Here is a 22,614-nt window from a genome sequence, read left to right as displayed (position 1 = left end):
GGTCTAGGTCCTGTCATCAGGCAACCGGCGATCAGGCGGACTTCTTGTCGTCCTTCACTTCCTCGTAGTCGGCATCGACGATATCGTCGTCCTTGCTGCCGCCCTCGGAGGAGGCGCCTTCCGCCTGCTGGGCCTCGTAGATGGCCTGGCCGAGCTTCATCGAGACTTCCATCAGGGTCTGCGTCTTCGCCTGGATGTCGTCGGCATCGGGCTCGGAAGCCTCGACGGCCGTCTTCAGCGAAGCGATGGCATCCTCGATCGCCTTGCGGTCGGTCTCGGAAACCTTGTCGCCGTATTCCTTGAGCGACTTCTCGGTCGAGTGGATCAGGCTTTCGGCCTGGTTCCTGGCTTCGACGCCCGCACGGCGCTTCTTGTCGGCTTCGGCATTGGCCTCGGCGTCCTTGACCATCTTCTCGATCTCGGCGTCGGAAAGACCGCCGGAGGCCTGGATGCGGATCTGCTGTTCCTTGCCGGTGCCCTTGTCCTTGGCCGAAACCTGCACGATGCCGTTGGCGTCGATGTCGAAGGTGACTTCGATCTGCGGCATGCCGCGCGGCGCCGGCGGCAGGCCGACGAGGTCGAACTGGCCGAGCAGCTTGTTGTCGGCCGCCATTTCACGCTCGCCCTGCGACACGCGGATCGTCACGGCCTGCTGGTTGTCCTCGGCGGTCGAGAAGACCTGGGACTTCTTGGTCGGGATCGTCGTGTTGCGGTCGATCAGGCGGGTGAAGACGCCGCCGAGCGTTTCGATGCCGAGCGACAGCGGGGTCACGTCGAGGAGCAGAACGTCCTTGACGTCGCCCTGCAGAACGCCGCCCTGGATCGCGGCGCCCATGGCGACCACTTCATCCGGGTTGACGCCCTTGTGCGGTTCCTTGCCGAACAGCTGCTTGACGACTTCCTGCACCTTCGGCATGCGGCTCATGCCGCCGACGAGCACGACTTCGTCGATCTCGGCCGCGGAGACGCCGGCATCCTTCAGCGCCGCCTTGCACGGAGCGACGGTGCGCTGGACGAGGTCGTCGACCAGGCTTTCGAACTTGGCGCGGGTCAGCTTCAGCGTCAGGTGCTTCGGACCGGAAGCGTCGGCCGTGATGAACGGCAGGTTGATTTCGGTCTGCTGCGAGGACGAAAGCTCGATCTTCGCCTTTTCCGCAGCTTCCTTGAGGCGCTGCAGGGCGAGCTTGTCGTTCTTGAGGTCGATGCCGTTGTCCTTCTTGAACTCGGCTGCGAGATATTCGACGAGGCGCATGTCGAAGTCTTCACCGCCGAGGAAGGTGTCGCCGTTGGTGGACTTCACCTCGAAGACGCCGTCGCCGATTTCCAGCACGGAGATATCGAAGGTGCCGCCGCCAAGGTCGTAGACGGCGATCGTCTTGCCGTCCTTCTTGTCGAGGCCGTAGGCGAGAGCGGCAGCGGTCGGCTCGTTGATGATGCGCAGAACGTCGAGACCGGCGATGCGGCCGGCATCCTTGGTGGCCTGGCGCTGGGCGTCGTTGAAGTAGGCCGGAACGGTGATGACGGCCTTTTCGACCTTCTCACCGAGATAGGATTCGGCGGTTTCCTTCATCTTCTGAAGGACCATCGCGGAAATCTGCGACGGGGAATAGGATTTGCCGTGAGCCTTTACCCAGGCATCGCCGTTGTCGCCCCTGGCGATCTCGTAGGGGACCAGACCCTTGTCCTTTTCGACGGTCGGATCGTCGTAGCGGCGGCCGATGAGGCGCTTGACGGCGAAGAGCGTGTTGGTGGGGTTGGTGACTGCCTGGCGCTTGGCCGGCTGGCCGACGAGGCGCTCGCCATCTTCCGTGAATGCGACCATGGAGGGCGTGGTACGCGCGCCTTCGGCGTTCTCGATCACCTTTGCGTCTTTGCCGTCCATGATGGCGACGCAGGAATTGGTGGTGCCGAGGTCGATGCCAATTACTTTTGCCATTTCTTCTCTCTCCTTTAAGCGAACTGTCGGAACCCCGAGAGGCATTCCACTGACAGTTCCTCGACTGGGATGGTTTCGCAGCATCGGCTGCGGTCATGCCGCGTATATAAGGACGGGTTTTTCCGACTGCAAGGCGAGAAATCGCCCGTATCTCAGCAAAAAGAAGACTTTGCCGACTCGTGTTGCGGAACAGGTTTACTGGCCCATGAGAATGTCGAAGAGCGTCGTCTGCCGTGGCTGCCGCGTGGAGCCGGTCACGCCCACTTCGCCGGGCGGGATCGGCCCTCCGCCGACGTCCGCGGGCGGCACGGGAGCGCGGGAATCGTAAGGCCCCCGATATTCGCGATAATCCCGGACCGGCACGTCGGCGGGCGGTACGACGCCGCCATAGTTTCGCCCGCCGCCTGAGGCTCGCCGGTCGCCATAGGGGTCTTGGTCCACCGAAGCGGAATCCTGGGCAAGCGGCCGCGGCGGCGGCGGATAATCCGGGGGAAGCTCCTCTTCGGCGCGCCGGGCGGCGCCGGGGAGAATGCCGGAAATGATGTCGCCGATCGTCGTCGGCGCGGATTCAGGCTGCGCCTGAGGGGGCGGCAGTTCGAGCGCGCGGCCGGTGCCGAAGAGCGGCGTCGGCGTATAGCCCTTCATGGCGGCGGTCATATATTCCTTCCAGGCCCTGGCCGGCAGCCCGCCGCCCGTCACCTTCTTCATATAGGTGCCGTCGTCGTTGCCGAACCAGATACCGGTCGTCATGATGCTCGTGTAACCGACGAAGAGCGCGTCGCGGAAGGACTGCGTGGTCCCCGACTTGCCGGCCGCCTGCCAGGCGTCTAGCCTTGCGGCCCTGCCGGTGCCCTCGTCGATCACCCGGTTCATCATGCTGTTCATCGTCGCGGCGACGGGTTCGCTGAGCACCCGCGGCGGATTGGTGTAGTCGGCCTCGTAGAGCACCTTGCCGTCCGTATCGGCGATGCGCCTGACGATGTGCGGGGTCGCCTTGTAGCCGCCGTTCATGAAGGACGCGTAGGCCGAGGTGAGCTCGACCAGCGAAACCTCCGAGGTGCCGAGCGCGATCGATGCATTCGCCTGGATGTCGGATTCGATGCCGAGCCGGTGGGCGAGGCTGACCACGTTCTCCGGCCCGACCTCCATGACGAGCTGCGCGGCGATGGTGTTCAGCGACTGCGCAAAGGCGGAAGCGAGCGTGACCGGCCCCCGGTACTTCTGATCGTAGTTCTCCGGCGACCAGTTGCCGATCTTGACGGGCGCGTCGTTGCGGACGGAATCAGGCCGGTCGCCGGCTTCCAGCGCCGCGGCATAGACGAAGGGCTTGAAGGCCGAACCGGGCTGGCGCTTTGCGCGTGCCGCGCGGTTGAACTGGCTTTCGGCATAGTCGCGGCCGCCGACGACGGCACGGATCGCGCCCGTGGCATCGACGGAGACGAGGGCCGCCTGCGAGGCGTTGAGCTTGCCGCCCTCCTTCTTCAGCACGTCGTTCAGCGCCTTTTCGGCTGCTTCTTCGAGCCGCAGGTCGACGGTGGTTTCGACGATCACGTCGACCTTGGGCTCGCCGATCAGGCTTTTGACCTCGTCCACGACCATGTCGGCGGCATAATGCTGCGCGCCGGACCAGTAGCTTTTCGCCTTGGCCGGGGTTTGCGACATGGCGGTCTTGAGGTCGCTTTCGGTGATGTAGCCTTCTTCCTGCATGGCGCCGAGCACCACCTGGGCACGGGCTTCGGCGGCTTCGGGATCGCGCGCCGGCGACAGGCGGGAAGGCGCCTTCAGGAGGCCGGCCAGCATCGCCGCCTCGCCGAGATTCACGTCGCGCGCCGACTTGTTGAAATAGCGCCGCGAGGCCGCTTCCACGCCATAGGCATTCGAACCGAAGAAGACCCGGTTCAGATACATGGCCAGAATCTGGTCCTTGGTGAACTTGTGCTCCAGCCAGAAGGAGAGCAGCACTTCCTGGATCTTGCGCTCGAAAGTGCGCTCCGGCGACAGGAACAGGTTCTTGGCAAGCTGCTGGGTGATCGTCGAGCCGCCCTGGATGGGCTGGCCGGTCAGGTTGTTGATCAGGGCGCGCGCAAGCCCGAACGGATCGACGCCGAAATGCGAATAGAAGCGCCGGTCCTCGATGGCGATCACCGCCTGCGGCAGGTAGGGCGACATTTCCTCGAGCGCTAAGGCCTCGCCGCCGGTCGAGCCGCGATTGGCGATCACGGAACCGTCGATCGCGGTGATCTTCATGTTGGGCGGACGGTCGGGAATGGTCCAGGTGCTGGCCGCCGGCATCTGCGCCCCGTAATAGAGAACGAGGCCGCCGACGCCGATCCCGCCCCAGATGCAGAGCACGATGCCCCAATAGACGAGGGAGCGCAGCGGACCGAAGAAGCCGCCGCCGCCCCCGCGCCGGGGCGCTTTCTTGCGGGACGGGCGGGGACGTTCCGCGCGTTCCGGCCGCTCTTGACGCCCGGCGCGCTCATCGTCTCTTTCCGCTTTCGACGGGCGTCTCGCAGGCCCTCCGGTGCCGACGATGCGGTCTTCCGCGTCGAGCCGGAAATCGTCGCTCGCCCGCGAACCCTCGAAGGACGGTTCAACGCGCCTGTCTGATCTGCCTCTGGCTGCCATGATGAGCCGGCGTACCCCCGTTACTCGCCTGCCGAAACAGGCTGTTACTCAATTGTCCGATCGCCCAAGCTTTCCGCTGGACTCTAAATGCGGCGATTTAAGGAGGGGTAAAAGCAAGTCCTGGTGAGGGGACGCTCCCGAAATGACTTGACTTCAGGGAATTTCTATGAGAACAAAAAGAGAACATATGGAGGTATCGATGACCAGAGCAGAACAGGTGATTGAACGTGCCATGACCGCCGTGGCGGCTTCCCGGGCCATCCGCGAGGCGGAAGCCCAGCGCCGTCGCGAGACGTTTCAGAAGATTCAGATCGCCAACCAGCGCCGCCCCAATATTCCCAAGGGAATTCAGCTGCCGCTGGATCTTCATTGAGATTTGCCGAAAGAAATGGCTCCGCAGGCACAAGAACGATGCCGGGATATTGACAAAAGCCTCGATAGGTTGCTTCCCTTTTTCTTTGGAAAGTCCGATTGACGTGGAACAATGGAGGAGGATCCATGTTGTGTCGGATTCCACCCTGGAGGAGGGAGGAGATGATCAAGATTGTCGAGGCGGTGGTCCGCAATGGAGACCGCCGCATTCCGGTCGGGCTGGTCAGCATCAAGCAGGCGCTTGAAATGCCCGAAAAGGAAACGTTCGAATTCAGTCACCCCGCATACGAAGCCGGGAAGACCGATATATTCGTGAACCGCGAAACCCTTTCGAAGCTGATGTAGCCGCACCGGGCGAAGAAAACCGGCAGCATGATGGCATCCGAAAACGCAAATTCGTGATTTCGGGTTCATCACGTTGCGGGTTACCTTGCTGCCGCAAGCAAAGCGAAAGGAGAATGACATGAAGACATTTCTCGTAATCGCCGCCGTGCTTGGCCTCACGTCTTCCGCAGCTCTTGCGGAATGCGCCGGCCACGTCACGGCTTCCGCCAAGGTGGACAAGGAAGCCACCACGGCGAGCATCGCCACGCCGGCACCGGATCAGCCTCGCGAAGAGGCTGCCGTCCTGACGCGCCAGCAGGCTGAACAGACCGAAACCACGGAATGATCGTTTTCCCCGCGCCGGGTCCCGCCGGTGCGGGTTTTCGGTCGAACCCGTCCAGGGTTGCGGAACCTCACGCCTCCCTTTCGGTTATCTCAGGCAAAGGAGATAGCTATGGCCAGAAAAGCTCTCGATGCCGGCTTCACCGGCGACGTGACGCAGGAAGAAGGCGTCGCCGCCAAAGCGAAGACCGCGGTGCAGCGCGTCAGGAATGAGGCCGGTTCGGTCGCGGCGCATGCGGCCGACCATCCGACCGCCACCGGCTCGGCCATCGCCGCCGTCGGGCTTCTTGGTTTTGCCGTGGGTTATATGCTGGGCGTGTCCTCCGCCGCGCGCGACCGCCACTGGTATCATTAGAACGCCGTGCCTCCGTTCGGACGCACGAAGGCCTTTGATGTTATCGAACAGGCACCTGCTTTTCCCCCGGTCGATGCCGGTTTTCGGGCGGATGCCGTAGAGTGGTTAGCCGGTGCGATTGCGGAACCGTCCCCGGCTTCGCTCGTTTGACTCCTTGGAAACAGACAAGGAGAAAACGATGCCCAATCGAGATCCCATCCGCAATCCGGGTTCCGAAACGCCCCGCGGTCCTCAGCCCGAAGGCGGCATTCCGGATCGCACCCAGGAAAAGCCGCCGCTGACCCCGGCGCAGGATCCGGGTGACAGCAAGAACCCGCAGGACCCGACCCTCAATCCCGCCCTTCTGCCGACCGGCGATCCGGCCGGAATGGCGTGATCCCAACCGGGGGTCTGTCATCTCTCCGCGGATTTGCGGGCGTCGGGTGGAAATCGCCCGGCGCCCGCTTCATATTGCATTCCTCCTGTTGCCAATCTATTAGGAGAGGCTCAAACTTAGCGAGTTGCGGTCGGGAGGCCTTTGGCTCGAGTTCCGGCAAGGCCGGCGCAAGACTGCCGCAATAGAAGCCGTCGACGATGTCTCGAGCTCGTTGCGAAACAGGTCTGCCGATCAGGCGCAATACGGTCGGGAGGTTTCATGCCTACGCAAATGGTCCGCAACCCCGTCAATCCGGAGCAGCTCAGCCTGCTGCAGCAGGTTTTCGACGAGGCTTGTGCGGAACACCGGATCGACAAGGATAGCCCCGATGCCGAGGCGCTCGCGCTGATCCTTGTGAATTCCCTCCAGAAAGGTTCGGACGACAAGGAAAAGCTTGCGGCGCTCGCCGAAGCGCTGGCCAAAAGCCGTTAGGTTCACGCCCCGAAAAGGAACCTATCCGGCCTTCGAAAGTTGACCGATCTCTCGACACGATCAACCAGAAGGAGGCCGGTATGGCAGAGCCCGTCAGGAACCTGAAGACACCCGTGAAGTCGGATACCTCGTCTTTCGACCAAGAATCCAGCGAGAACTTCGGCAACGAGATCGCGACCCTGCGCTCCGAGATCGCATCCCTTCGCGAGCAGCTCGCGCAGAAGACGGGCGCCGCCTATGACAAGGTTGCCGAGCGTGCCAGCAGCGCCGCGAGCTATGTCCAAAACGAAGCCTCTTCGGTCGCCGGCACGATCCGCGAACATCCGGCCGCCACGACGACGCTGTTCACGCTGATCGGCGCGATCGGCTTCGCGATCGGTTATGTCGTCGCAACCGCTTCGGCGGAAAGCAAGCAGGCCTGGTACCGCCGCTACCTGAGCGATCGGTTCTAGCGGGAGCCTCTTCGAGCTAGGTCCGATCTCAAGAAAGGATCATGCGCGGATTGGAAACCTCGCGGCGTCACCGCGCGTCATGAGTGATGCGCGGTGCCCTGGGCGATGGTCTCGCCGGCGGAGGTGGGATCCTGGCCGATATCGACCCAGGTCGCTCCGGTGAGGTCCGCCATGCGTTCCGGGCTGATGCGGACGGCGGCGTTGGTGGCGCCGGCCGCCGGCACCACTTCCGGAAATTTCCGCAGCGAAACGTCGCAATAGACCGCGATCGGGGAGGGAAGCCCGAAGGGGCAGACGCCGCCGACCGGATGGCTGGTGAGTGCCTGGACCTCTTCGCCGCCGAGCATGCGCGGCTTGGCGCCGAAACGATCCCTGAACTTGCGATTGTCCAGCCGGGAGGTCCCGGACATCACGACGAGCGCCGTCATTTCGCCCGCGCGCACGCAGATCGTCTTGGCGATCTGTTCCGGCGCCACGCCGTGGGCGGCGGCGGCAAGCGGCACGGTCGCCGAGCTTTCCTCGGTGACGAGGACTTCGATATCGGGAGCGTGAGCGGCGAAGAAGGCGCGGACGGATAAGAGACTCATGGGAAGGAAAATGGCCCAGGAATGGCCGGATCGCAAGCGGGCAGGAGAGCCATGCGGTTTTTGCAATGCTGCGCTGCGAAATCATGGCTGTTTTTTAAGCTGTAATCCTGTATGTTCAAATCATCGCAAGGCGCACTCCTCCTCCCAGCGCCTTTCGATGGGACCAACGACACCTCCTCCTCCCGGTTGTTGGTCAGTTTCAGAAGCCCGGCGCTCCTCCTCCCGCGCCGGGCTTTTTGCGTTCCGAGGCTTTGAAATCATTGGCAGTTCCGTCCCGGCCAGCCGCATCTGCCAGTGGCGATCTTGACCTTTCGGCGGCAAGGCCCTAGATGGTTGGCCATCGATATTTGTTTGACAGCCAGCATCACACGCCACCGGCGTTTGCGACGATCTTTCTTCAAATACGAAACTCAAGCGTTCCGATGCGGCTTCCGCAAGGAACAGTCGGTCATATTTGCAAGGGAAAGGCATCGTTATGGCGACCGGTACTGTAAAGTGGTTCAATGCGACCAAGGGCTATGGCTTCATTCAGCCGGACGACGGCTCGCAGGACGTCTTCGTTCACATCTCCGCCGTCGAGCGCGCCGGCCTCGGCCAGCTCAAGGACGGTCAGAAGATCTCCTACGAACTCGTCAGCGACAAGCGTTCGGGCAAGGTTTCCGCGGACCGCCTCCAGGCGGCCTGATCTGCCGGAGATCGCAGCAAGCGATCATCGCGATTTCGAAGGGCCGGTTCGTCCGGCCTTTCTGCTTTTTGGAATGGCTGCAAGTTTCCCTCTTGTAATCGGAAGCGGCCGTCACCATCTACCGGTCAACGGCGTTTCCGACGCACCGCATGGCTGGGCTGAAAAAGCCCGGCGGCCATGCGCGTAACGGCAAATACGGGCGACCGTGCCGTCCAGGGGCAGTTTCCATATCCGCGTTAACGGAATGTTTACCGGCCGGAAGGACGATGACCGCTAGAGCCGCGTTGATCCTCAGAAGATCGAAAAGCGGCCGCGTCGGAAACGCTTGTCCCATTTCGAGTGACCACGGATGTACTGGCACCGGTGAATGGGGTGGAAAGGTCGGGCGTGCCCCGGCCTTTTTGTTTTTCGGGCCCTGCCGCGAAAGCGGCGGGGCCTTTTTGCGTTCGGCTTTGAGGCCTCAGCCGGCGAGCGCGGCCATGATGCGCGCCCAGGACCGGATGCCCTTGTGGAAGGACTTGAGGTCGTATTTCTCGTTCGGCGAATGGACCCTGTCGTCGTTCAGGCCGAAGCCGACGAGCAGGGATTCCATGCCGAGCATTTTCTGGAAGTCCCCGACGATCGGGATCGAGCCGCCGACGCCGACGACGAGCGCCGGCTTCGACCATTCTTCCGAAAGCGCCGTCTTGGCCTTGGTGAGTACCGGGGAATCGTAGGCGAGCTGGATCGCCGGCGAGCCGCCGTGCTTCAGGAATTCGACCGAGCAGTCGGCAGGGATTTTCGACCGGACATAGGCGCGGAAACTCTCGCGGATCTTTTCCGGGTCCTGATGGCCGACGAGACGGAAGGAGACCTTGGCCGAGGCCTTCGACGCGATGACGGTCTTGAAGCCCTGTCCGGCATAGCCGCCGCTGATGCCGTTGATCTCGCAGGTCGGGCGCGCCCAGATGAGTTCGAGCAGCGAGCGCCCCTTTTCGCCGGCAAGCTCGGAAAGGCCCACTTCGCCGAGGAAGTCGTTGCGGCCGCCGGTAAGCGCCTCCCAGGCCGCCTTGATGTTGGAGGGCGTTTCCTCGACGCCGTCATAGAAACCTTCGAGCGTCACCCGGCCGGTTTCGTCGTGCAGGCCTGCGAGGATCTTCGAAAGGATCTGGATCGGGTTGGCGGCGGCACCGCCGTACATGCCGGAATGCAGGTCGCGATTGGCGGCGGTGACGACGATCTCCTCGCCGACGAGGCCACGCAGCGCAGCAGTGATCGCCGGCGTATCCGCGTCCCACATGCCGGTGTCGCAGACGAGCGCGTAATCTGCCTTCAGCTCGGCGGCGTTGGCGTCCAGGAAGGGTTTCAGCGACGGCGATCCGGACTCCTCCTCGCCCTCGAACAGCACGGTGACACGCACCGGCAGCTTGCCGTGCACGTCCTTGTAGGCACGGCAGGCTTCGACGAAGGTGAGCAGCTGGCCCTTGTCGTCGGAGGAGCCGCGGCCGGTGATGATCTTCCGGCCGCCGCCGATATCCTTGACCTTGGGATCGAAGGGATCGTCCTCCCAGAGCTCGATCGGATCGATCGGCTGCACGTCGTAGTGACCGTAGAAGAGGACATGCGGCGCATCGGCGCTCGCGCCGGCGTGATGGCCGACGACCATGGGATGGCCGGACGTATCGCGCACCGAGGCCTCGAAGCCGAGGTCCTTCAGTTCCGCCACCAGCCATTCGGCCGCCTTGCGGCAGTCCGCCTTGAAGTCGGGGTCGGTGGAGATCGACTTGATGCGCACGAGGCCGAACAGCCGTTCGAGACTTGCGGGAAGGTTCTGGTCGGCGCGGTCGAGGACGGGGGAAAGATCGGTCATGAAAGAAATCCTGTCTTTGAAGTGCGAGACCCTTGCAGCCGGAAGGCAAGAAGCGGCCGGTCGTTCTGCTGCGTAACGTTGTTAGCAAGCCTGGGGGCTCCGGCACAATGGCAAAGAGCGCTGCCATAGGGCGAAGAACAGATATAGGCGCTTCGGCGGCGATCAGCCGAGGCGCCGCTTGTCTGGAACGAGGCTGCCGATGATGCAGAAGATGAGGACGGCGACCGCACCCAGCCCGGCCGTGATCGCGAGAGACCACATGATGCCGATCCATGTCATGGACAGGGCGAGCACGAAGGGCGCTACGGCCGAGGCGATCAGCCGGGCGGACATCATCCTGCCCTGCAGCTTTCCGTAGCCGTCGCTGCCGAACAGCGTCAGCGGCAGGGTGCCGGTGACGATGCTGAGGAGGCCGTTGCCCATCCCGAAGACAACGGCGAAGGCCATGGCGCCCGGAATGGAGGGGGCGGCGAGAAGCAGGATGACCACGCCGCCGGGAATGAGGGCGGCGCCGATCATCGCGAGGTATAGCGGCGGCAGGTTGCGCCCGAGCACCATGTTGATGAGCCGGCTGAGGACTTGCGACGGGCCGAACAGCGTTCCGACCACGGCCGCGGTCGCGCCGAGGCCGAGACCCGAGAGCAGCGGCACCATGTGGACGAGCACGGCCGAGCTGACCAGGGACTGCAGCGAAAAGCCGGTCACCATCAGGGCGAACCCGATGACCCGCAGGTCGGGGCTCAACATGCCCTCGACGCGGCCCGGAGCGGCCGAAGGCGTCTGCCTGCTTTTCCTCGCACCACGGGAGAGCCAGGCATGCAGCGGCAGGCAGACGAGGAGATTGAGCGCGGCAAACACCAGATAGACGTCCTGCCAGGAAAGCTGCGCGTGGAGGGCCGCGGTGATCGGCCAGAAGATGGTCGAGGCGAAGCCGGCGATCAGGGTAAGATAAGTGATGCTGCGCTGCGCGACCTGCGGCCGGAGCTGCACCAGGAGGGCGAAAGCCGCGCCATACTGCACGAGATTGGCCGCCACCTCGACCGCGATCAGGGCGATCACGAAGGAGGTTTTCCCGGGCGCCATGGCGCAGGCCACCAGGGCGGCCGCGGCGGCGGCCGAGCCGATCGTCATGACCCGGCCCGCGCCGATCCGGTCGAACAGCGCGCCGAGCCAGGGAGCGGTGAGCCCGCCGATCAGGAGCGCTGCCGAAAGCGCGCCGAAAATCCATTCGTTGGACCAGGCGAAATGCCTGGCCATGTCCGGCGCGAGGATGCTGAAGCTGTAATAGAGGGTGCCGTATCCGATGATCTGCGTGACGCCAAGCGCCGCAATGGCCGCGACCGGCACCCGTTCAGACAAGGCGCTTGCCTTCCGCGTCAAGGACCTGCTCGCCGTCCTCCTTGGCGAACGGACCCTTATGGGTGTCGGGGAGAATGTCGAGCACGACTTCGGAGGGCCGCGCCAGGCGCGTGCCGAGCGGCGTGATCACGAACGGCCGGTTGATCAGAATAGGGTCCTTCAGCATCGCATCGAGCAATTGATCGTCCGTCAGCGCCGGATTGTCCAGCCCCAGTTCCGCATAGGGCGTGCCTTTCTCGCGGATCGCCTGGCGCACGGTGAGGCCCGCATCGGCGATCATTCTGAGGAGCCGGTCGCGGGCGGGCGGGGTCTTGAGATATTCGATGACGGTCGGCTCGATGCCGGCATTGCGGATCATGGCGAGCGTGTTGCGCGACGTGCCGCAATCGGGGTTGTGATAGATGGTGACGTCCATGGTCATTCGGCGCCTTTCATGTTTTCCGGCGGGCTGGCAAGCGGCTTTGTCTCCGCCAGGAGCCAACCGGTGAGGAGCAGGGCCGCCAATCCGCCGACAACCTGCGCCAGGATAAAGCCCGGAAGATCGGCAGGCCTGATTCCAGCGAAAGTATCGCTCAGGGCACGGGCGATGACCACGGCAGGATTGGCGAACGAGGTCGAAGCGGTGAACCAATAAGCGGCGGTAATATAGAGGCCGACCAGCCAGGGGATAGCTTCGTAGCGGAAACGCAGGCCGAGATGGATCGTGAGCAGCAGGCCGAAGGTGGCGACCGCCTCCGCCAGCCATTGACCGGTGCCCGTCCTGATGGTCGTCGAAACCTGCAGAAGCGGCAGGTCGAACATCGCGTGCGCGAGGATCGTTCCGGCGATGCCGCCGGCTATCTGTGCGGCGACGTAGGCGAGCGCTGCACGGGTGGCGATCTCCCGCTTGAGGGCGAATACCAGGGTGACCACGGGATTGAAATGCGCGCCGGACACGGGACCGAGCAGCGTGATCAGGACGACGAGGATCGCGCCGGTGGGGATGGCATTGCCGAGAAGCGAAACCGCCATATCCGAGGACAACCGGTCGGCCATGATGCCGGAGCCGACCACCGCCGCCACCAGCATGGCGGTGCCGAGCGCTTCGGCCGTCAAGCGGCGGGGAAGATCCAGCATGGGGGTCAGCCTTTGGCGGAAGGGGCGCAGCAGGCCGCGACGGCCGCCGCAGGAGCGCAGATTTCCGGATGCCCGGCACAGCAGTCCTCCATCAGGAAGCGTACCAGCTCGCCGAGCGCATCGTAGTTGGCACTGTAGATGATGGAGCGGGCTTCCCGCTGTTGAGAGATCAGCCCGGCCCTGTCGAGTTCCTTGAGGTGGAAGGAAACGTTTGAGGGAGAGATTTCCAGCTTCTCCGCGATCGCTCCGGCCGCCATGCCGGCGGGACCGGCCACCACGAGCATGCGGACGATCTGCAGGCGGGTCTCCTGCGAGAGCGCACCGAAGGACGCGAGGGCTTGACCTTGATCCATAATTCAACAATCCTTGAAATATTGAAATAAGGAGTAGCGGAAATGAACGCAATTGACAAGCAGCTTGTGAAGGAGGACGTCAGCCTGGGCTTCCTTCTCGATGCCCTGGCAAGCGCCGAGAACCTGCCGCTGGTGTTCCACTACGACGGGCAGCCGGTAAAGCCGGGCTACCACGTCACCGAAGTCAAGGCCGGGCGTTTCTCGGCGCTCGATTGCGGCGCCAACCCCGAAGCCTGGTCGGAAATCTTCGTGCAGCTCTGGGACATCGAGGAAGGCGACCGCACGCACATGCCGGCCGGAAGGTTCGGGGCGATCATCCGCAAGGTATCCGAGCATGTCGATCTCGACGGTTCCGCCAGGCTGACATTCGAGGTGAGCGACGGCGTGCGGCCGATGCAGCTCTATTGCGCCTCGGCTCCGGTCCCGCAGGGCGATGCCTTGCATGTGCAACTGGTCGCGCGTCCGGCAAGCTGCAAGCCGCGCGACCGCTGGCTGGCTGAGGAGACGGCAAGAACGGCCGCCTGCTGTGGCCCGTCTGGCGGAAACAGTGCCTGCTGCCCATGATGAGCGGAATTGGCTTTTAAGTGCTGAAAAACCCTGCAGCTATGGCTTGCCATCAAAGCTTCCGGGCGTTTTCGACGATCATCCGCATATATTCGATCATCAGTTCGCGTTCGAAGCGCTTGAAGCCGGAAAACAGGGCGGCATCCGCTTCGGCCGCCGCTTCCAGGGCCTTGGCCTCGAGCGCGCGGCCGAGCGGGGTGAGCGTGATGACCTGCGCGCGCCGGTCGCTGGGGTGAGGGCTGCGCTCGATGAGCCCGTCGCGCTCCATGCGCGAGAGCGTATTGGCGAGCGTGGCCTGTTCCACCTCCAGCTTGTCGAGGAGTTGCTTCTGGGTGAGTCCGTCCTTCTGCCAGAGTTCGAGAAGCACCGGAAACTGGCCGGGAGAAAATCCGAGCGCCGTGGACCGCTTCTGCAGGGAGCGCGCGAAACCCTTGGCCAACTGACCGGCAAGGTAGGTGGCCGAATGCGAGCGGTCGAATCCCATGGCTGGTCTCCATCCCTCCCTGAACGAGCCTCTGTGGGGGCGTGTCTTGCAGATATATCGCACACCATGCTTTCGCCAAGCGTGTGCGGGGGCCGTTCGGGATCACAAGCGTTCCTGCGCCTGAAAAAGTGAAAACCGCCATGGCCGGGAGGGGGACGGCCATGGCGGTTCTGATGGAAGGGCAAAGACCCGGAGAGGGGGATAGGTCTTTGCCCGGTCTGGCGCGGCGGGGGACAGGCCAGCTACCAGACTGCGGCGTGATCAACTCGCCGGTACAGCTGAAATGTGGGGCCGAATGCGGCATTTCAAGGGAGGTGCTTATTACAAATCGGTAACGTTCCGGTGAGGCCTCCGAAGCGGCATGAGGGCGAAGTTTTCATGGACGGATCAAGTGCCCCACGCTATTGATTTGGCCCATGAAAAAAGGCGATCATCTTTTCCTTGTCGACGGTTCCGGCTTCATCTTCCGCGCCTTCCACGCGCTGCCGCCGCTCACCCGCAAATCCGATGGCCTGCCGGTCGGGGCCGTCTCCGGTTTCTGCAACATGCTGTGGAAGCTCTTGACCGATGCGCGCGATACGTCCGTCGGGGTGACGCCGACGCATTTCGCGGTCATCTTCGATTATTCGGCCAAGACCTTCCGCAAGGAAATCTACGACGCCTACAAGGCCAACCGCTCCGCCCCGCCGGAAGAGCTGATCCCGCAATTCGGCCTCATCCGCGAGGCGACCCGCGCCTTCAACCTGCCCTGCATCGAGACGGAGGGTTTCGAGGCCGACGACATCATCGCCACCTATGCCCGCCAGGCCGAGGCGGTCGGCGCGGACGTGACGATCGTCTCCTCCGACAAGGACCTGATGCAGCTCGTGACGCCGAACGTCCACATGTACGACAGCATGAAGGACAAGCAGATCGGCATTCCCGACGTCATCGAGAAATGGGGCGTGCCTCCGGAAAAGATGATCGACCTGCAGGCCATGGTCGGCGATTCGGTCGATAACGTGCCCGGCATTCCGGGCATCGGTCCGAAGACGGCCGCGCAGCTTCTGGAAGAATTCGGCGATCTCGACCAGCTGCTCGCCCGCGCCGAGGAGATCAAGCAGGTGAAGCGGCGGGAAAACATCGTCGCAAATGCCGACCTCGCCCGCCTGTCGCGCCGGCTTGTATCGCTCAGGACCGACGTGCCGCTCGATCTCGATCTCGGCGCGCTGGTGCTGGAGCCCCAGAACGGCCCCAAGCTGATCGCCTTCCTGAAGGCGATGGAATTCACCACGCTGACGCGACGCGTCGCGACCGCCTGCGATTGCAATGCCGACGAGATCGAGCCCGCGGTCCTCAAGGTCGAATGGGGCGAGGCGGCCCGCGGTCCGGACCTCGATGCGGGTGCCGCGGCACCCGTCGATACCGGGGAGGCCGCGGCCGAGGCGCCCGCCAACCTGCCCAAGGCTCCGGTCGCGAAGGGCGCGGAAGCGGCGACGCCCGCGGAACTTGCCCGGACGCGCATCGAGGCCTTTGCGAACGCCAAGCTCGATCCGAGCTGCTACGTGACCATCCGCGACGTCGAAGTGCTGGACGACTGGATCCGCGCGGCGCAGCAGACCGGCCTGGTCGCCTTCGACACCGAGACCACCTCGCTCGATCCCATGCAGGCGGAACTGGTCGGCTTTTCGCTGGCGATCGCGGACAACATGGACAATCCTTCCGGCCTGGACGTCCGCGCGGCCTACGTGCCGCTGATCCACAAGACGGGCGTGGGCGACCTGCTCGGCGGCGGGCTTGCGGAAAACCAGATCCCGACGCAGGAGGCGCTTGCCCGGCTGAAGCCGCTGCTGGAGGACCCGTCGGTCCTGAAGGTCGCCCAGAACCTGAAGTTCGACTATCTCCTGATGAAGCGCCACGGCATCACCGTCGAGAGCTACGACGACACGATGCTGATGTCCTACGTGCTGGAAGCGGGCAAGGCCAATCACGGCATGGACGCTCTTTCGGAGCGCTGGCTGAACCACAAGCCGATCACCTTCAAGGATGTTGCCGGCAGCGGCAAGACGGGCGTCACCTTCGATTTCGTCGATATCGACAAGGCGACGGCCTACGCCGCGGAAGATGCCGACGTGACGTTGCGTCTCTGGATGGTCCTGAAGCCGCAGCTCGCGGCGGCGGGTCTCACGCGCATCTACGAGCGGCTGGAGCGGCCGCTGGTCGCGGTGCTGGCGCGGATGGAGGAGCGCGGCATCACCATCGACCGGCAGATCCTGTCGCGCCTTTCGGGGGAGCTCGCGCAGAGGGCGGCAGCCTTCGAGGACGAGATCTACGAGCTCGCCGGCGAGAAATTCACCATCGGTTCGCCGAAGCAGCTCGGCGATATCCTGTTCGGCAAGATGGGTCTGCCGGGCGGCGCCAAGACCAAGACCGGCCAGTGGTCCACGTCGGCGAGCGTTCTGGAAGACCTCGCCGCCGCCGGGCATGAGCTGCCGCGCAAGATCGTCGACTGGCGCCAGCTCACCAAGCTGAAATCCACCTACACGGACGCCCTGCCGGGTTACGTCCATCCCGAAACGAAGCGGGTTCACACCTGTTTCTCGCTGGCCTCGACGACCACGGGCCGTCTCTCGTCCTCGGAACCGAACCTGCAGAACATCCCGGTCCGCACGGCTGAAGGCCGCAAGATCCGCACGGCCTTCATCTCGACGCCGAGCCACAAGCTGGTCTCGGCCGACTACAGCCAGATCGAGCTGCGCGTGCTTGCCCATGTTGCCGACATTCCGCAGCTCCGCCAGGCTTTCGCCGACGGCATCGACATTCACGCGATGACCGCGTCGGAAATGTTCGGCGTTCCGGTGGAAGGCATGCCGAGCGAAGTGCGCCGGCGCGCCAAGGCGATCAATTTCGGTATCATCTACGGCATTTCGGCTTTCGGTCTCGCCAACCAGCTGTCGATCGAACGGTCCGAGGCGGGCGAATACATCAAGAAATATTTCGAGCGCTTTCCCGGCATCCGCGACTATATGGAAAGCACCAAGAACTTCGCGCGCGAGAACGGCTATGTGGAGACGATCTTCGGCCGCCGGGCGCATTATCCGGAGATCAAGTCGTCCAACCCGTCCGTGCGTGCCTTTAACGAGCGCGCCTCGATCAACGCGCCGATCCAGGGTTCGGCGGCCGACATCATCCGCCGCGCCATGGTGAAGGTCGAGCCGGCGCTTTCAAAGGCGGGGCTTTCGGCCCGCATGCTGCTGCAGGTGCATGACGAACTGATCTTCGAGGTCGAGGACGAGGAAATCGAACGGACGCTTCCGGTGATCATCTCGACCATGGAACAGGCGGCCATGCCCGCGATCGCCATGAAAGTGCCGCTGAAGGTGGATGCCCGGGCGGCCGTCAACTGGGACGAGGCGCATTAAGCGCGATCGTTCCCGGTTCTTTCGAGTTCAGGCCGGGTTATCTCGCCGCTGGAATGCAGTTGCGGAGGGCTTCGACCATCGCCTGTCCGGCGGCTTCGACCGGACCGCTGTTGTCGATCGTCACCACCCGGTAGTCGCCGGAGACGGTGAGCGAACTGCGCTCGAGCCGGCGGAGGATTTCCTCGCGCGTTTCCCGGCCGCGCGCCTCCAGCCGTGTGGCGAGGACATCCGGACGGGCCGTGACGTTGATCACGACGAGGCACGGATAGGCGGCCTTGAAATGCGGCAGGGCGGAACGGGAGCCGTTGGCGACGACGAGCCGGCCCCCGGCGACCGCCTCCTTCGTCTCCACGGGGATGCCGTAACGCAGCCCGTGGGCGCCCCAGGACACGGCGAAACGGCCGGCCTTTTCGAGCGTTTCGAATTCGGCTTCCGATACGCCGTCATGATCTTCGCCGCCGGCCGCGGCGTCGCGGGTGATGATCCTGCGGACGAAGACGACATCGTCGCGGCCTTCGAAAAACCGGGCGGCATGAGCCATCAGCGTGTCCTTGCCGGCACCGCTCGGACCGACCACGGCGACCATGCAGCCGGTCGAGGCCGGTTTCGTCTCTGCCGGTCCCGGATCCATCAGGCGACCCGCCGGCCTTCGCGCCAGACGGCGCGGGCGACCGGGACGCCCTGGACGCGGTGGACGCGGACGAGATCGGCACGCAGGCCCGTTTCGATGCGGCCGCGGTCGTTAAGGCCGACGGTGCGGGCCGGCGTCGCGGTGACCATGGCGAGCGCCCTCGGCAGCGAAATGCCTTCCACCTCGTCGGCCAGCACGAAGGGCGCGTGCAGGAGGCTCAGCGGCACGTAATCCGAGGAAAGCACGTCGAGCACGCCGCGTTCTGCGAGGTCGCGAGCGGCGATATTGCCGGAATGGGACTTGCCGCGCACGATGTTCGGCGCTCCCATCAGCACGCTCATGCCCGCTTCGTGCGAAGCCTTGGCTGCATCGAAGCTGGTCGGGAATTCCGCGAGCCGGACGCCGTTCTCGATCGCTTCGTCCACATGGGTGAGCGTCGCGTCGTCATGGCTTGCGACGGTGATGCCGCGTTCGGCGCAGACTTGCGAGATCGCGAGACGGTGCGGGGTCGAGTTGCGGGCCGATTCACCCTGGCGCTTGGCCACGAAGGCGGCGAAAGCCTCGTCGCTGAGACCGCGCTTCTTCTGGTAGTAGAGCGTGTATTGGTCCATCGTCTGGAACTGACGCTGGCCGGGAGCATGGTCCATCAGCGAGACGAGCCGGACATGCGGATCGTTCTCGAAATCGGCGAAATGCTCCATCACGTTGTCGGCCGAGACCTCGCAGCGCAGGTGGATGAAGTGCTCGGAGCGCAGGCGGCGTTCGCGGCCGGCGGCCTGGATGGCGTCGGCCATCTCGCGCATCTCGCCCCTTTCGAAACCGCCGTCCTCGTCGGCGCCCATGCGCAGGCAGTCGAAGACGGTGGTGATGCCTGACGTCGCGACCTGGGCGTCATGGGCCTGGATCGCAGCCGTGGTGTTCCAGCGCACGCCGGGGCGCGGCGAATAGTGCTGTTCCAGATGGTCGGTATGCAGTTCCACCAGGCCGGGGATCAGGTAATCGCCCTCCAAGTCTTCGCCGGCGCGGACGCTGCCTTCGGAGATGTCGGCGATCCTGCCGTCGCGGATCTGGACGGAGCCGTGGATCGTGCCGTCCTCCAGAACGATCCGGGCGTTGGTGAGCACGAGTTCGGCGGTCATGATGCGATCTTTCTATTTTCGGAAGCGGGCGCAAGCGCAAGCCGGCGATGGATGATGAAGGGCGCTCCCCGCTCGGGTTCGATGAAGAGGGCCAGGCCGTCGATGGCCAGCGGCGCATCCGTGAAGGCCAGGAAGCGGCGGTCGAGTTCCCGGCGCATGGTGGGTGCCTGTTCGGCAGGCACCTGGCCGGTCAGCGTCATGTGGAAGCGGAACTCGTCCATGACATAAGGGTAGCCCCAGCGCTCGAGATTGGCGCGGTGCTCGGCACTCAGGTTTTCCGGCTTGCGGCGCGCGATATCGGCTTCCGAGAGCGGCGCCCGGAAGGGCTCGAAATCCTCGACGACGCGCGCGGCGAAATGCTGGAGCGCCGGATAGACCGTATCGGGAACGAGCGCGAAGAAGCGTCCGAGCTGGCCGATGATGACGTTCGGGATATCGAAGGCGGAAGTTTCGGCCGCAAAACGCTCGAAGGCGGCGACGAGTTCTGCTTCCGTCCGGTCCGGATTGAGCTCGAACGGCGCCTTCAGGGTCGCATGGAAACCGTAGCGGCGCGGATCGGCGGTCAGCTCATGGACAATATCCGTGGCAAGCCCCTCGACATCGGGCGTCGGAAACGTTTCGCCGGTAAAGGCGTCGCGGCCGAGCCAATGCGTTGCCGCTTTCGTCAGCGGATGGTTTTCGGCGGGCGAAAAATACAGAGCGTAGCGCAAGACAGGATTCCGGAATCAAGAGGGGCCGGCGGAAGAATAGCCTCCCGCCGCGCGCCGAAACAGGACCTCCGGCTAAAAGATTTCCATGACAGAATGATGATGGAAACCACGTGTCAGTGGCTCTTTCTTCCGATGAGGCGGGAACGCAACGCATTGGAGACGTTGTCGAACACGAAGACGACCAGGAGGATGAGGAGCACCATATAGGCGACCTTGTCCCAGTCGGCGTTCGTCTTCATCGATTCGAGCAGCTTGAGGCCGATTCCGCCGGCGCCGACGGCGCCGATGACGGTCGCGGAGCGGGTATTCGACTCCCAGAAATAAAGCGACTGGGAGACGAAGACCGGCAGGACCTGCGGCACGGTGCCGTAACGCTGCACGATGACGGGAGAGGCGCCGACGGACTTCACGCCCTCGCGCTGCTTGTCGTCGGCATTTTCCAGCGCTTCGGAATAGACTTTGCCGAGAGCGCCGGTATCGGTGAAAAAGATCGCCGCGATGCCGGGAATCGGTCCGGGGCCGAAGGCGCGGGTGAAGAACAGCGCCCAGATCAGCATGTCGATCGACCGCAGGAAGTCGAAAACGCGCTTCATGCCCCAGTTGACCGGACGGCTCGCGGTGATGTTGCGCGCCGCGACGAAGGCGAGCGGGAAGGCGATCAATGTCGCGAACAGCGTCCCGACAAAGGCCATGACCAGCGTCTGCATCAGCTTCGAGAGAATGTCGGCATGCTGCCAGCTCGCATTGTTCAGGAAGTTGTCGAGCGCCAGCGACGCGTTGGACCGGTTCGGATCGAGCCGCTCTCCGGAAAGCATCAGCCCTGCGACTTCGGGAAGGCTGCGGCCCCAGAAGGGCGACTGCGTATCGAAGAAGAAATTCGCCCAGCCGAGGAAACGCCGCTGGATATAGACCTGGCTGGAGCGGATTTCCGCCTGGCCCTCGAAGCCGAAATAGACCATCACCTTGTTGCCGTCCTGCTCCATCGCCGCCGGTGCGCCGGGCGGGAGGACGGCCTGGTCGGAGGTTATTTCGACGGGATAGGACCTGCCGTCGAGATGGATATCGACGCGGGCGGGAGTGACGTCGAGCCGGTCGCTGCCGCCGAAGGATACGGTGTAGCCGCCGCCCGGCATGGGCTGCATCCATGGGATGTTCGCCCCCTGCGGATACTGTCCGCGGCTCGTCCACTGCGGCACGACCTCGCCGTTCTGGAAGCGCAGGCGCGGCTGGGCGCGCCAGGAATACCAGTCCTGCAGATAGATCGACGCGCGATCCCAGTTGCCGTTCACGAAGGTCGGAATGACGTTGAAGAACGCGAAGCAGAAGGCGAGGTAGACGACGACTACGGCGGCAGAGACGGCCAGCCCCCAGCGCTGCATGAAGCTGCGGTGGAAGACTTGCGGATAGGTTGCCAGAAGACGGTCGCGCTCTGCCGCATTGATGGTCGGAACGGATGACATCAGGCTGCTCCCCGGCCGAATTCGAAGGATTGGTGACCGATCAGCCGGCGGCGCAGCCAGGCGGAGAACTGGTCGACGCAGATGACGGTGATCAGCAGAAGGATGATGATCGCATAGGTCTTGGCCGCATGGTCGCGGCCGATCGACAGGCTGAAGACCTCGCCGATGCCGCCGCCGCCGACCGCGCCGATAATGGTCGAGGCGCGCACGTTGATCTCGGTTCTGAGCAGCGTATAGGAGACGAAGTTCGGCAGAACCTGCGGCAGGATCGCGAAGCGCACGCGCTCCACCCAGCTCGCGCCGGCGGCCCGCAGGCCCTCGTCGGGCTTCATGTCGGCATTCTCGACCACTTCGAAGAACAGTTTTCCGAGCGCGCCGACCGTGTGGATCCAGACGGCGATGATCGCCGAGATCGGGCCGATCGACAGGATGGCCGCGAGAAGCCCGGCAATGACGATTTCCGGGAAGGCGCGCATGATTTCCATGATCCGGCGGACGAACCACCGCACGGCCCGCGACCCGACCAGGTTGGATGCGGCGAAGAAGCAGAGCACGAACGCGCCGCTGGCGCCGAGAATGGTCGAGACGATGGCGATATTGATGGTGATCGCCAGCTGATAGAAGAAATTGGGAATGTAGAAGCTGTCGGTGATCCAGATGCGGTCGCTGGTATAGTCGTATTTGATCGAGCCGTCCGCATAGGGCGACGGCAGGTCGAACATGGCGCGGAAAATCTCCAGCGGACTGTCCGGCACGAAGCTCTTCATGAAATCGAACAGATAGGGAAGCCGCTCGAAGAATTTGCCGGAATTGGCGCTGTTGGCAAAATCGAGCGAGGCGCCGAGCACGATCAGGAAGACCGCGATCGAGACGAGGGTATAGATGCGCCGGGTGCGCACCTGGCTCTGGTAATGGTCGAGGATGGTGCGGGAGCTTCCTGTGAGCCCGCTCGGATGGTCGGCTCCGGCCACGTGCGCCATGGGGGCTTCCTTGCTTCCTTATTAAGCGAGCGGCGGCACC

At 63.9% G+C, this 22,614-nt stretch carries 24 protein-coding genes; 10 read left to right on the top strand and 14 right to left on the bottom strand.

Annotated features, from left to right (window positions below):
• Positions 1–31: 31 nt before the first annotated feature.
• On the bottom strand, positions 32–1,936 hold the full coding sequence (gene dnaK / locus QTA58_RS07345; RefSeq protein WP_085421918.1) for a molecular chaperone DnaK: 1,905 nt from the start codon (positions 1,934–1,936) through the stop codon (positions 32–34).
• A gap of 195 nt (positions 1,937–2,131) precedes the next feature.
• Positions 2,132–4,564 carry a transglycosylase domain-containing protein gene (locus QTA58_RS07340; protein ID WP_289672258.1) on the bottom strand — a complete coding sequence of 811 codons (2,433 nt, stop codon included), beginning with the start codon at positions 4,562–4,564 and terminating at the stop codon, positions 2,132–2,134.
• A 199-nt stretch (positions 4,565–4,763) separates the two neighbouring features.
• Here QTA58_RS07340 and QTA58_RS07335 point away from each other — a divergent pair, with 199 nt between their 5' ends.
• From QTA58_RS07335 to QTA58_RS07305, 7 genes are all read left to right on the top strand, one after another.
• Positions 4,764–4,937 carry a hypothetical protein gene (locus QTA58_RS07335; protein WP_200814070.1) on the top strand — a complete coding sequence of 58 codons (174 nt, stop codon included), beginning with the start codon at positions 4,764–4,766 and terminating at the stop codon, positions 4,935–4,937.
• Between the two features lie 161 nt (positions 4,938–5,098).
• Positions 5,099–5,281, top strand: a complete 183-nt coding sequence (locus QTA58_RS07330) for a hypothetical protein (RefSeq protein ID WP_085421921.1) — start codon at positions 5,099–5,101, stop codon at positions 5,279–5,281.
• A gap of 118 nt (positions 5,282–5,399) precedes the next feature.
• Positions 5,400–5,606 carry a hypothetical protein gene (locus QTA58_RS07325; protein ID WP_085421922.1) on the top strand — a complete coding sequence of 69 codons (207 nt, stop codon included), beginning with the start codon at positions 5,400–5,402 and terminating at the stop codon, positions 5,604–5,606.
• A 108-nt stretch (positions 5,607–5,714) separates the two neighbouring features.
• Positions 5,715–5,957: a hypothetical protein gene (locus QTA58_RS07320; protein ID WP_085421923.1), complete on the top strand. Its 243-nt coding sequence runs from the start codon at positions 5,715–5,717 to the stop codon at positions 5,955–5,957.
• A 178-nt stretch (positions 5,958–6,135) separates the two neighbouring features.
• Positions 6,136–6,333, top strand: coding sequence for a hypothetical protein (locus QTA58_RS07315; protein ID WP_085421924.1), 198 nt, complete (start codon positions 6,136–6,138; stop codon positions 6,331–6,333).
• Between the two features lie 258 nt (positions 6,334–6,591).
• Positions 6,592–6,804 (top strand): hypothetical protein, encoded by a 213-nt coding sequence (locus QTA58_RS07310; RefSeq protein ID WP_143531589.1) that lies wholly within the window; start codon positions 6,592–6,594, stop codon positions 6,802–6,804.
• Between the two features lie 80 nt (positions 6,805–6,884).
• Positions 6,885–7,256, top strand: a complete 372-nt coding sequence (locus QTA58_RS07305; protein WP_085421926.1) for a hypothetical protein — start codon at positions 6,885–6,887, stop codon at positions 7,254–7,256.
• 77 nt (positions 7,257–7,333) lie between these two features.
• On the opposite strand, the gene QTA58_RS07300 is transcribed toward QTA58_RS07305, so the two are convergent.
• Complete coding sequence (locus QTA58_RS07300) at positions 7,334–7,843, bottom strand: YbaK/EbsC family protein (protein ID WP_289672256.1); 510 nt, start codon at positions 7,841–7,843, stop codon at positions 7,334–7,336.
• A gap of 475 nt (positions 7,844–8,318) precedes the next feature.
• Here QTA58_RS07300 and QTA58_RS07295 point away from each other — a divergent pair, with 475 nt between their 5' ends.
• Positions 8,319–8,528 carry a cold-shock protein gene (locus QTA58_RS07295; RefSeq protein WP_085421927.1) on the top strand — a complete coding sequence of 70 codons (210 nt, stop codon included), beginning with the start codon at positions 8,319–8,321 and terminating at the stop codon, positions 8,526–8,528.
• 460 nt (positions 8,529–8,988) lie between these two features.
• Here QTA58_RS07295 and QTA58_RS07290 read toward each other — a convergent pair whose 3' ends face one another.
• The 5 genes from QTA58_RS07290 to QTA58_RS07270 all read right to left on the bottom strand — a co-directional run bounded on the left by QTA58_RS07290 (position 8,989) and on the right by QTA58_RS07270 (position 13,205).
• Entirely contained in the window at positions 8,989–10,377 is a 1,389-nt protein-coding gene (locus QTA58_RS07290) for a dipeptidase (protein ID WP_289672255.1), read from the bottom strand.
• 162 nt (positions 10,378–10,539) lie between these two features.
• Positions 10,540–11,736: an arsenite efflux MFS transporter ArsK gene (gene arsK, locus QTA58_RS07285; RefSeq protein WP_289672254.1), complete on the bottom strand. Its 1,197-nt coding sequence runs from the start codon at positions 11,734–11,736 to the stop codon at positions 10,540–10,542.
• A complete protein-coding gene (gene arsC / locus QTA58_RS07280; protein ID WP_085421930.1) occupies positions 11,729–12,157 on the bottom strand; it encodes an arsenate reductase (glutaredoxin) in 429 nt (142 codons plus the stop codon). The genes arsK and arsC overlap by 8 nt, the downstream gene beginning before the upstream one ends.
• Positions 12,154–12,852, bottom strand: a complete 699-nt coding sequence (locus QTA58_RS07275) for an MIP/aquaporin family protein (RefSeq protein ID WP_289672253.1) — start codon at positions 12,850–12,852, stop codon at positions 12,154–12,156. The genes arsC and QTA58_RS07275 overlap by 4 nt, the downstream gene beginning before the upstream one ends.
• 5 nt (positions 12,853–12,857) lie before the next feature.
• The gene (locus tag QTA58_RS07270) at positions 12,858–13,205 is read right to left on the bottom strand and encodes a metalloregulator ArsR/SmtB family transcription factor (protein WP_289672252.1); all 348 of its coding nucleotides are present in this window, start codon (positions 13,203–13,205) and stop codon (positions 12,858–12,860) included.
• A 42-nt stretch (positions 13,206–13,247) separates the two neighbouring features.
• Between QTA58_RS07270 and QTA58_RS07265 the strand changes: the two genes are divergently transcribed.
• The gene (locus QTA58_RS07265) at positions 13,248–13,769 is read left to right on the top strand and encodes a DUF6428 family protein (protein ID WP_289672251.1); all 522 of its coding nucleotides are present in this window, start codon (positions 13,248–13,250) and stop codon (positions 13,767–13,769) included.
• A 52-nt stretch (positions 13,770–13,821) separates the two neighbouring features.
• On the opposite strand, the gene QTA58_RS07260 is transcribed toward QTA58_RS07265, so the two are convergent.
• Positions 13,822–14,253 carry a MarR family transcriptional regulator gene (locus QTA58_RS07260; protein ID WP_085421934.1) on the bottom strand — a complete coding sequence of 144 codons (432 nt, stop codon included), beginning with the start codon at positions 14,251–14,253 and terminating at the stop codon, positions 13,822–13,824.
• A 416-nt stretch (positions 14,254–14,669) separates the two neighbouring features.
• On the opposite strand from QTA58_RS07260, the gene polA reads away from it, so the two are divergent.
• Positions 14,670–17,654, top strand: coding sequence for a DNA polymerase I (gene polA / locus QTA58_RS07255; RefSeq protein WP_289672250.1), 2,985 nt, complete (start codon positions 14,670–14,672; stop codon positions 17,652–17,654).
• Positions 17,655–17,691: 37 nt separating this feature from the next.
• Here polA and phnN read toward each other — a convergent pair whose 3' ends face one another.
• The 5 genes from phnN to phnE (QTA58_RS07230) all read right to left on the bottom strand — a co-directional run bounded on the left by phnN (position 17,692) and on the right by phnE (QTA58_RS07230) (position 22,574).
• On the bottom strand, positions 17,692–18,285 hold the full coding sequence (gene phnN / locus QTA58_RS07250) for a phosphonate metabolism protein/1,5-bisphosphokinase (PRPP-forming) PhnN (protein ID WP_289672249.1): 594 nt from the start codon (positions 18,283–18,285) through the stop codon (positions 17,692–17,694).
• The gene (locus tag QTA58_RS07245; protein ID WP_289672248.1) at positions 18,285–19,424 is read right to left on the bottom strand and encodes an alpha-D-ribose 1-methylphosphonate 5-triphosphate diphosphatase; all 1,140 of its coding nucleotides are present in this window, start codon (positions 19,422–19,424) and stop codon (positions 18,285–18,287) included. The genes phnN and QTA58_RS07245 overlap by 1 nt, the downstream gene beginning before the upstream one ends.
• Positions 19,421–20,134, bottom strand: coding sequence for a DUF1045 domain-containing protein (locus QTA58_RS07240; RefSeq protein ID WP_289672247.1), 714 nt, complete (start codon positions 20,132–20,134; stop codon positions 19,421–19,423). The genes QTA58_RS07245 and QTA58_RS07240 overlap by 4 nt, the downstream gene beginning before the upstream one ends.
• A gap of 113 nt (positions 20,135–20,247) precedes the next feature.
• A complete protein-coding gene (phnE, locus tag QTA58_RS07235; RefSeq protein ID WP_289672246.1) occupies positions 20,248–21,594 on the bottom strand; it encodes a phosphonate ABC transporter, permease protein PhnE in 1,347 nt (448 codons plus the stop codon).
• The gene (gene phnE, locus QTA58_RS07230) at positions 21,594–22,574 is read right to left on the bottom strand and encodes a phosphonate ABC transporter, permease protein PhnE (RefSeq protein ID WP_085421940.1); all 981 of its coding nucleotides are present in this window, start codon (positions 22,572–22,574) and stop codon (positions 21,594–21,596) included. Before phnE (QTA58_RS07230) ends, phnE (QTA58_RS07235) begins: the two co-directional genes overlap by 1 nt.
• Positions 22,575–22,614: the final 40 nt, after the last annotated feature.

The organism is Neorhizobium sp. CSC1952 (genome assembly GCF_030378245.1).
Classification (GTDB): Bacteria; Pseudomonadota; Alphaproteobacteria; order Rhizobiales; family Rhizobiaceae; genus Neorhizobium; species Neorhizobium oryzae_A.
This window is presented reverse-complemented; position numbering and strand designations above follow the sequence as displayed.

Excerpts from the sequence above, each read along its gene's own strand:
- phnE (WP_289672246.1), bottom strand. The coding sequence starts at position 21,594 with ATGTCATCCGTTCCGACCATCAATGCGGCAGAGCGCGACCGTCTTCTG.
- QTA58_RS07325 (WP_085421922.1), top strand. The coding sequence starts at position 5,400 with ATGAAGACATTTCTCGTAATCGCCGCCGTGCTTGGCCTCACGTCTTCC.
- QTA58_RS07265 (WP_289672251.1), top strand. The coding sequence starts at position 13,248 with ATGAACGCAATTGACAAGCAGCTTGTGAAGGAGGACGTCAGCCTGGGC.
- arsC (WP_085421930.1), bottom strand. The coding sequence starts at position 12,157 with ATGACCATGGACGTCACCATCTATCACAACCCCGATTGCGGCACGTCG.
- QTA58_RS07315 (WP_085421924.1), top strand. The coding sequence starts at position 6,136 with ATGCCCAATCGAGATCCCATCCGCAATCCGGGTTCCGAAACGCCCCGC.
- phnN (WP_289672249.1), bottom strand. The coding sequence starts at position 18,285 with ATGGATCCGGGACCGGCAGAGACGAAACCGGCCTCGACCGGCTGCATG.
- QTA58_RS07300 (WP_289672256.1), bottom strand. The coding sequence starts at position 7,843 with ATGAGTCTCTTATCCGTCCGCGCCTTCTTCGCCGCTCACGCTCCCGAT.
- polA (WP_289672250.1), top strand. The coding sequence starts at position 14,670 with ATGAAAAAAGGCGATCATCTTTTCCTTGTCGACGGTTCCGGCTTCATC.
- QTA58_RS07305 (WP_085421926.1), top strand. The coding sequence starts at position 6,885 with ATGGCAGAGCCCGTCAGGAACCTGAAGACACCCGTGAAGTCGGATACC.
- QTA58_RS07335 (WP_200814070.1), top strand. The coding sequence starts at position 4,764 with ATGACCAGAGCAGAACAGGTGATTGAACGTGCCATGACCGCCGTGGCG.
- QTA58_RS07290 (WP_289672255.1), bottom strand. The coding sequence starts at position 10,377 with ATGACCGATCTTTCCCCCGTCCTCGACCGCGCCGACCAGAACCTTCCC.
- QTA58_RS07270 (WP_289672252.1), bottom strand. The coding sequence starts at position 13,205 with ATGGATCAAGGTCAAGCCCTCGCGTCCTTCGGTGCGCTCTCGCAGGAG.
- dnaK (WP_085421918.1), bottom strand. The coding sequence starts at position 1,936 with ATGGCAAAAGTAATTGGCATCGACCTCGGCACCACCAATTCCTGCGTC.
- QTA58_RS07275 (WP_289672253.1), bottom strand. The coding sequence starts at position 12,852 with ATGCTGGATCTTCCCCGCCGCTTGACGGCCGAAGCGCTCGGCACCGCC.
- QTA58_RS07340 (WP_289672258.1), bottom strand. The coding sequence starts at position 4,564 with ATGGCAGCCAGAGGCAGATCAGACAGGCGCGTTGAACCGTCCTTCGAG.
- QTA58_RS07310 (WP_143531589.1), top strand. The coding sequence starts at position 6,592 with ATGCCTACGCAAATGGTCCGCAACCCCGTCAATCCGGAGCAGCTCAGC.
- phnE (WP_085421940.1), bottom strand. The coding sequence starts at position 22,574 with ATGGCGCACGTGGCCGGAGCCGACCATCCGAGCGGGCTCACAGGAAGC.
- QTA58_RS07260 (WP_085421934.1), bottom strand. The coding sequence starts at position 14,253 with ATGGGATTCGACCGCTCGCATTCGGCCACCTACCTTGCCGGTCAGTTG.
- QTA58_RS07295 (WP_085421927.1), top strand. The coding sequence starts at position 8,319 with ATGGCGACCGGTACTGTAAAGTGGTTCAATGCGACCAAGGGCTATGGC.
- QTA58_RS07330 (WP_085421921.1), top strand. The coding sequence starts at position 5,099 with ATGATCAAGATTGTCGAGGCGGTGGTCCGCAATGGAGACCGCCGCATT.
- QTA58_RS07320 (WP_085421923.1), top strand. The coding sequence starts at position 5,715 with ATGGCCAGAAAAGCTCTCGATGCCGGCTTCACCGGCGACGTGACGCAG.
- QTA58_RS07245 (WP_289672248.1), bottom strand. The coding sequence starts at position 19,424 with ATGACCGCCGAACTCGTGCTCACCAACGCCCGGATCGTTCTGGAGGAC.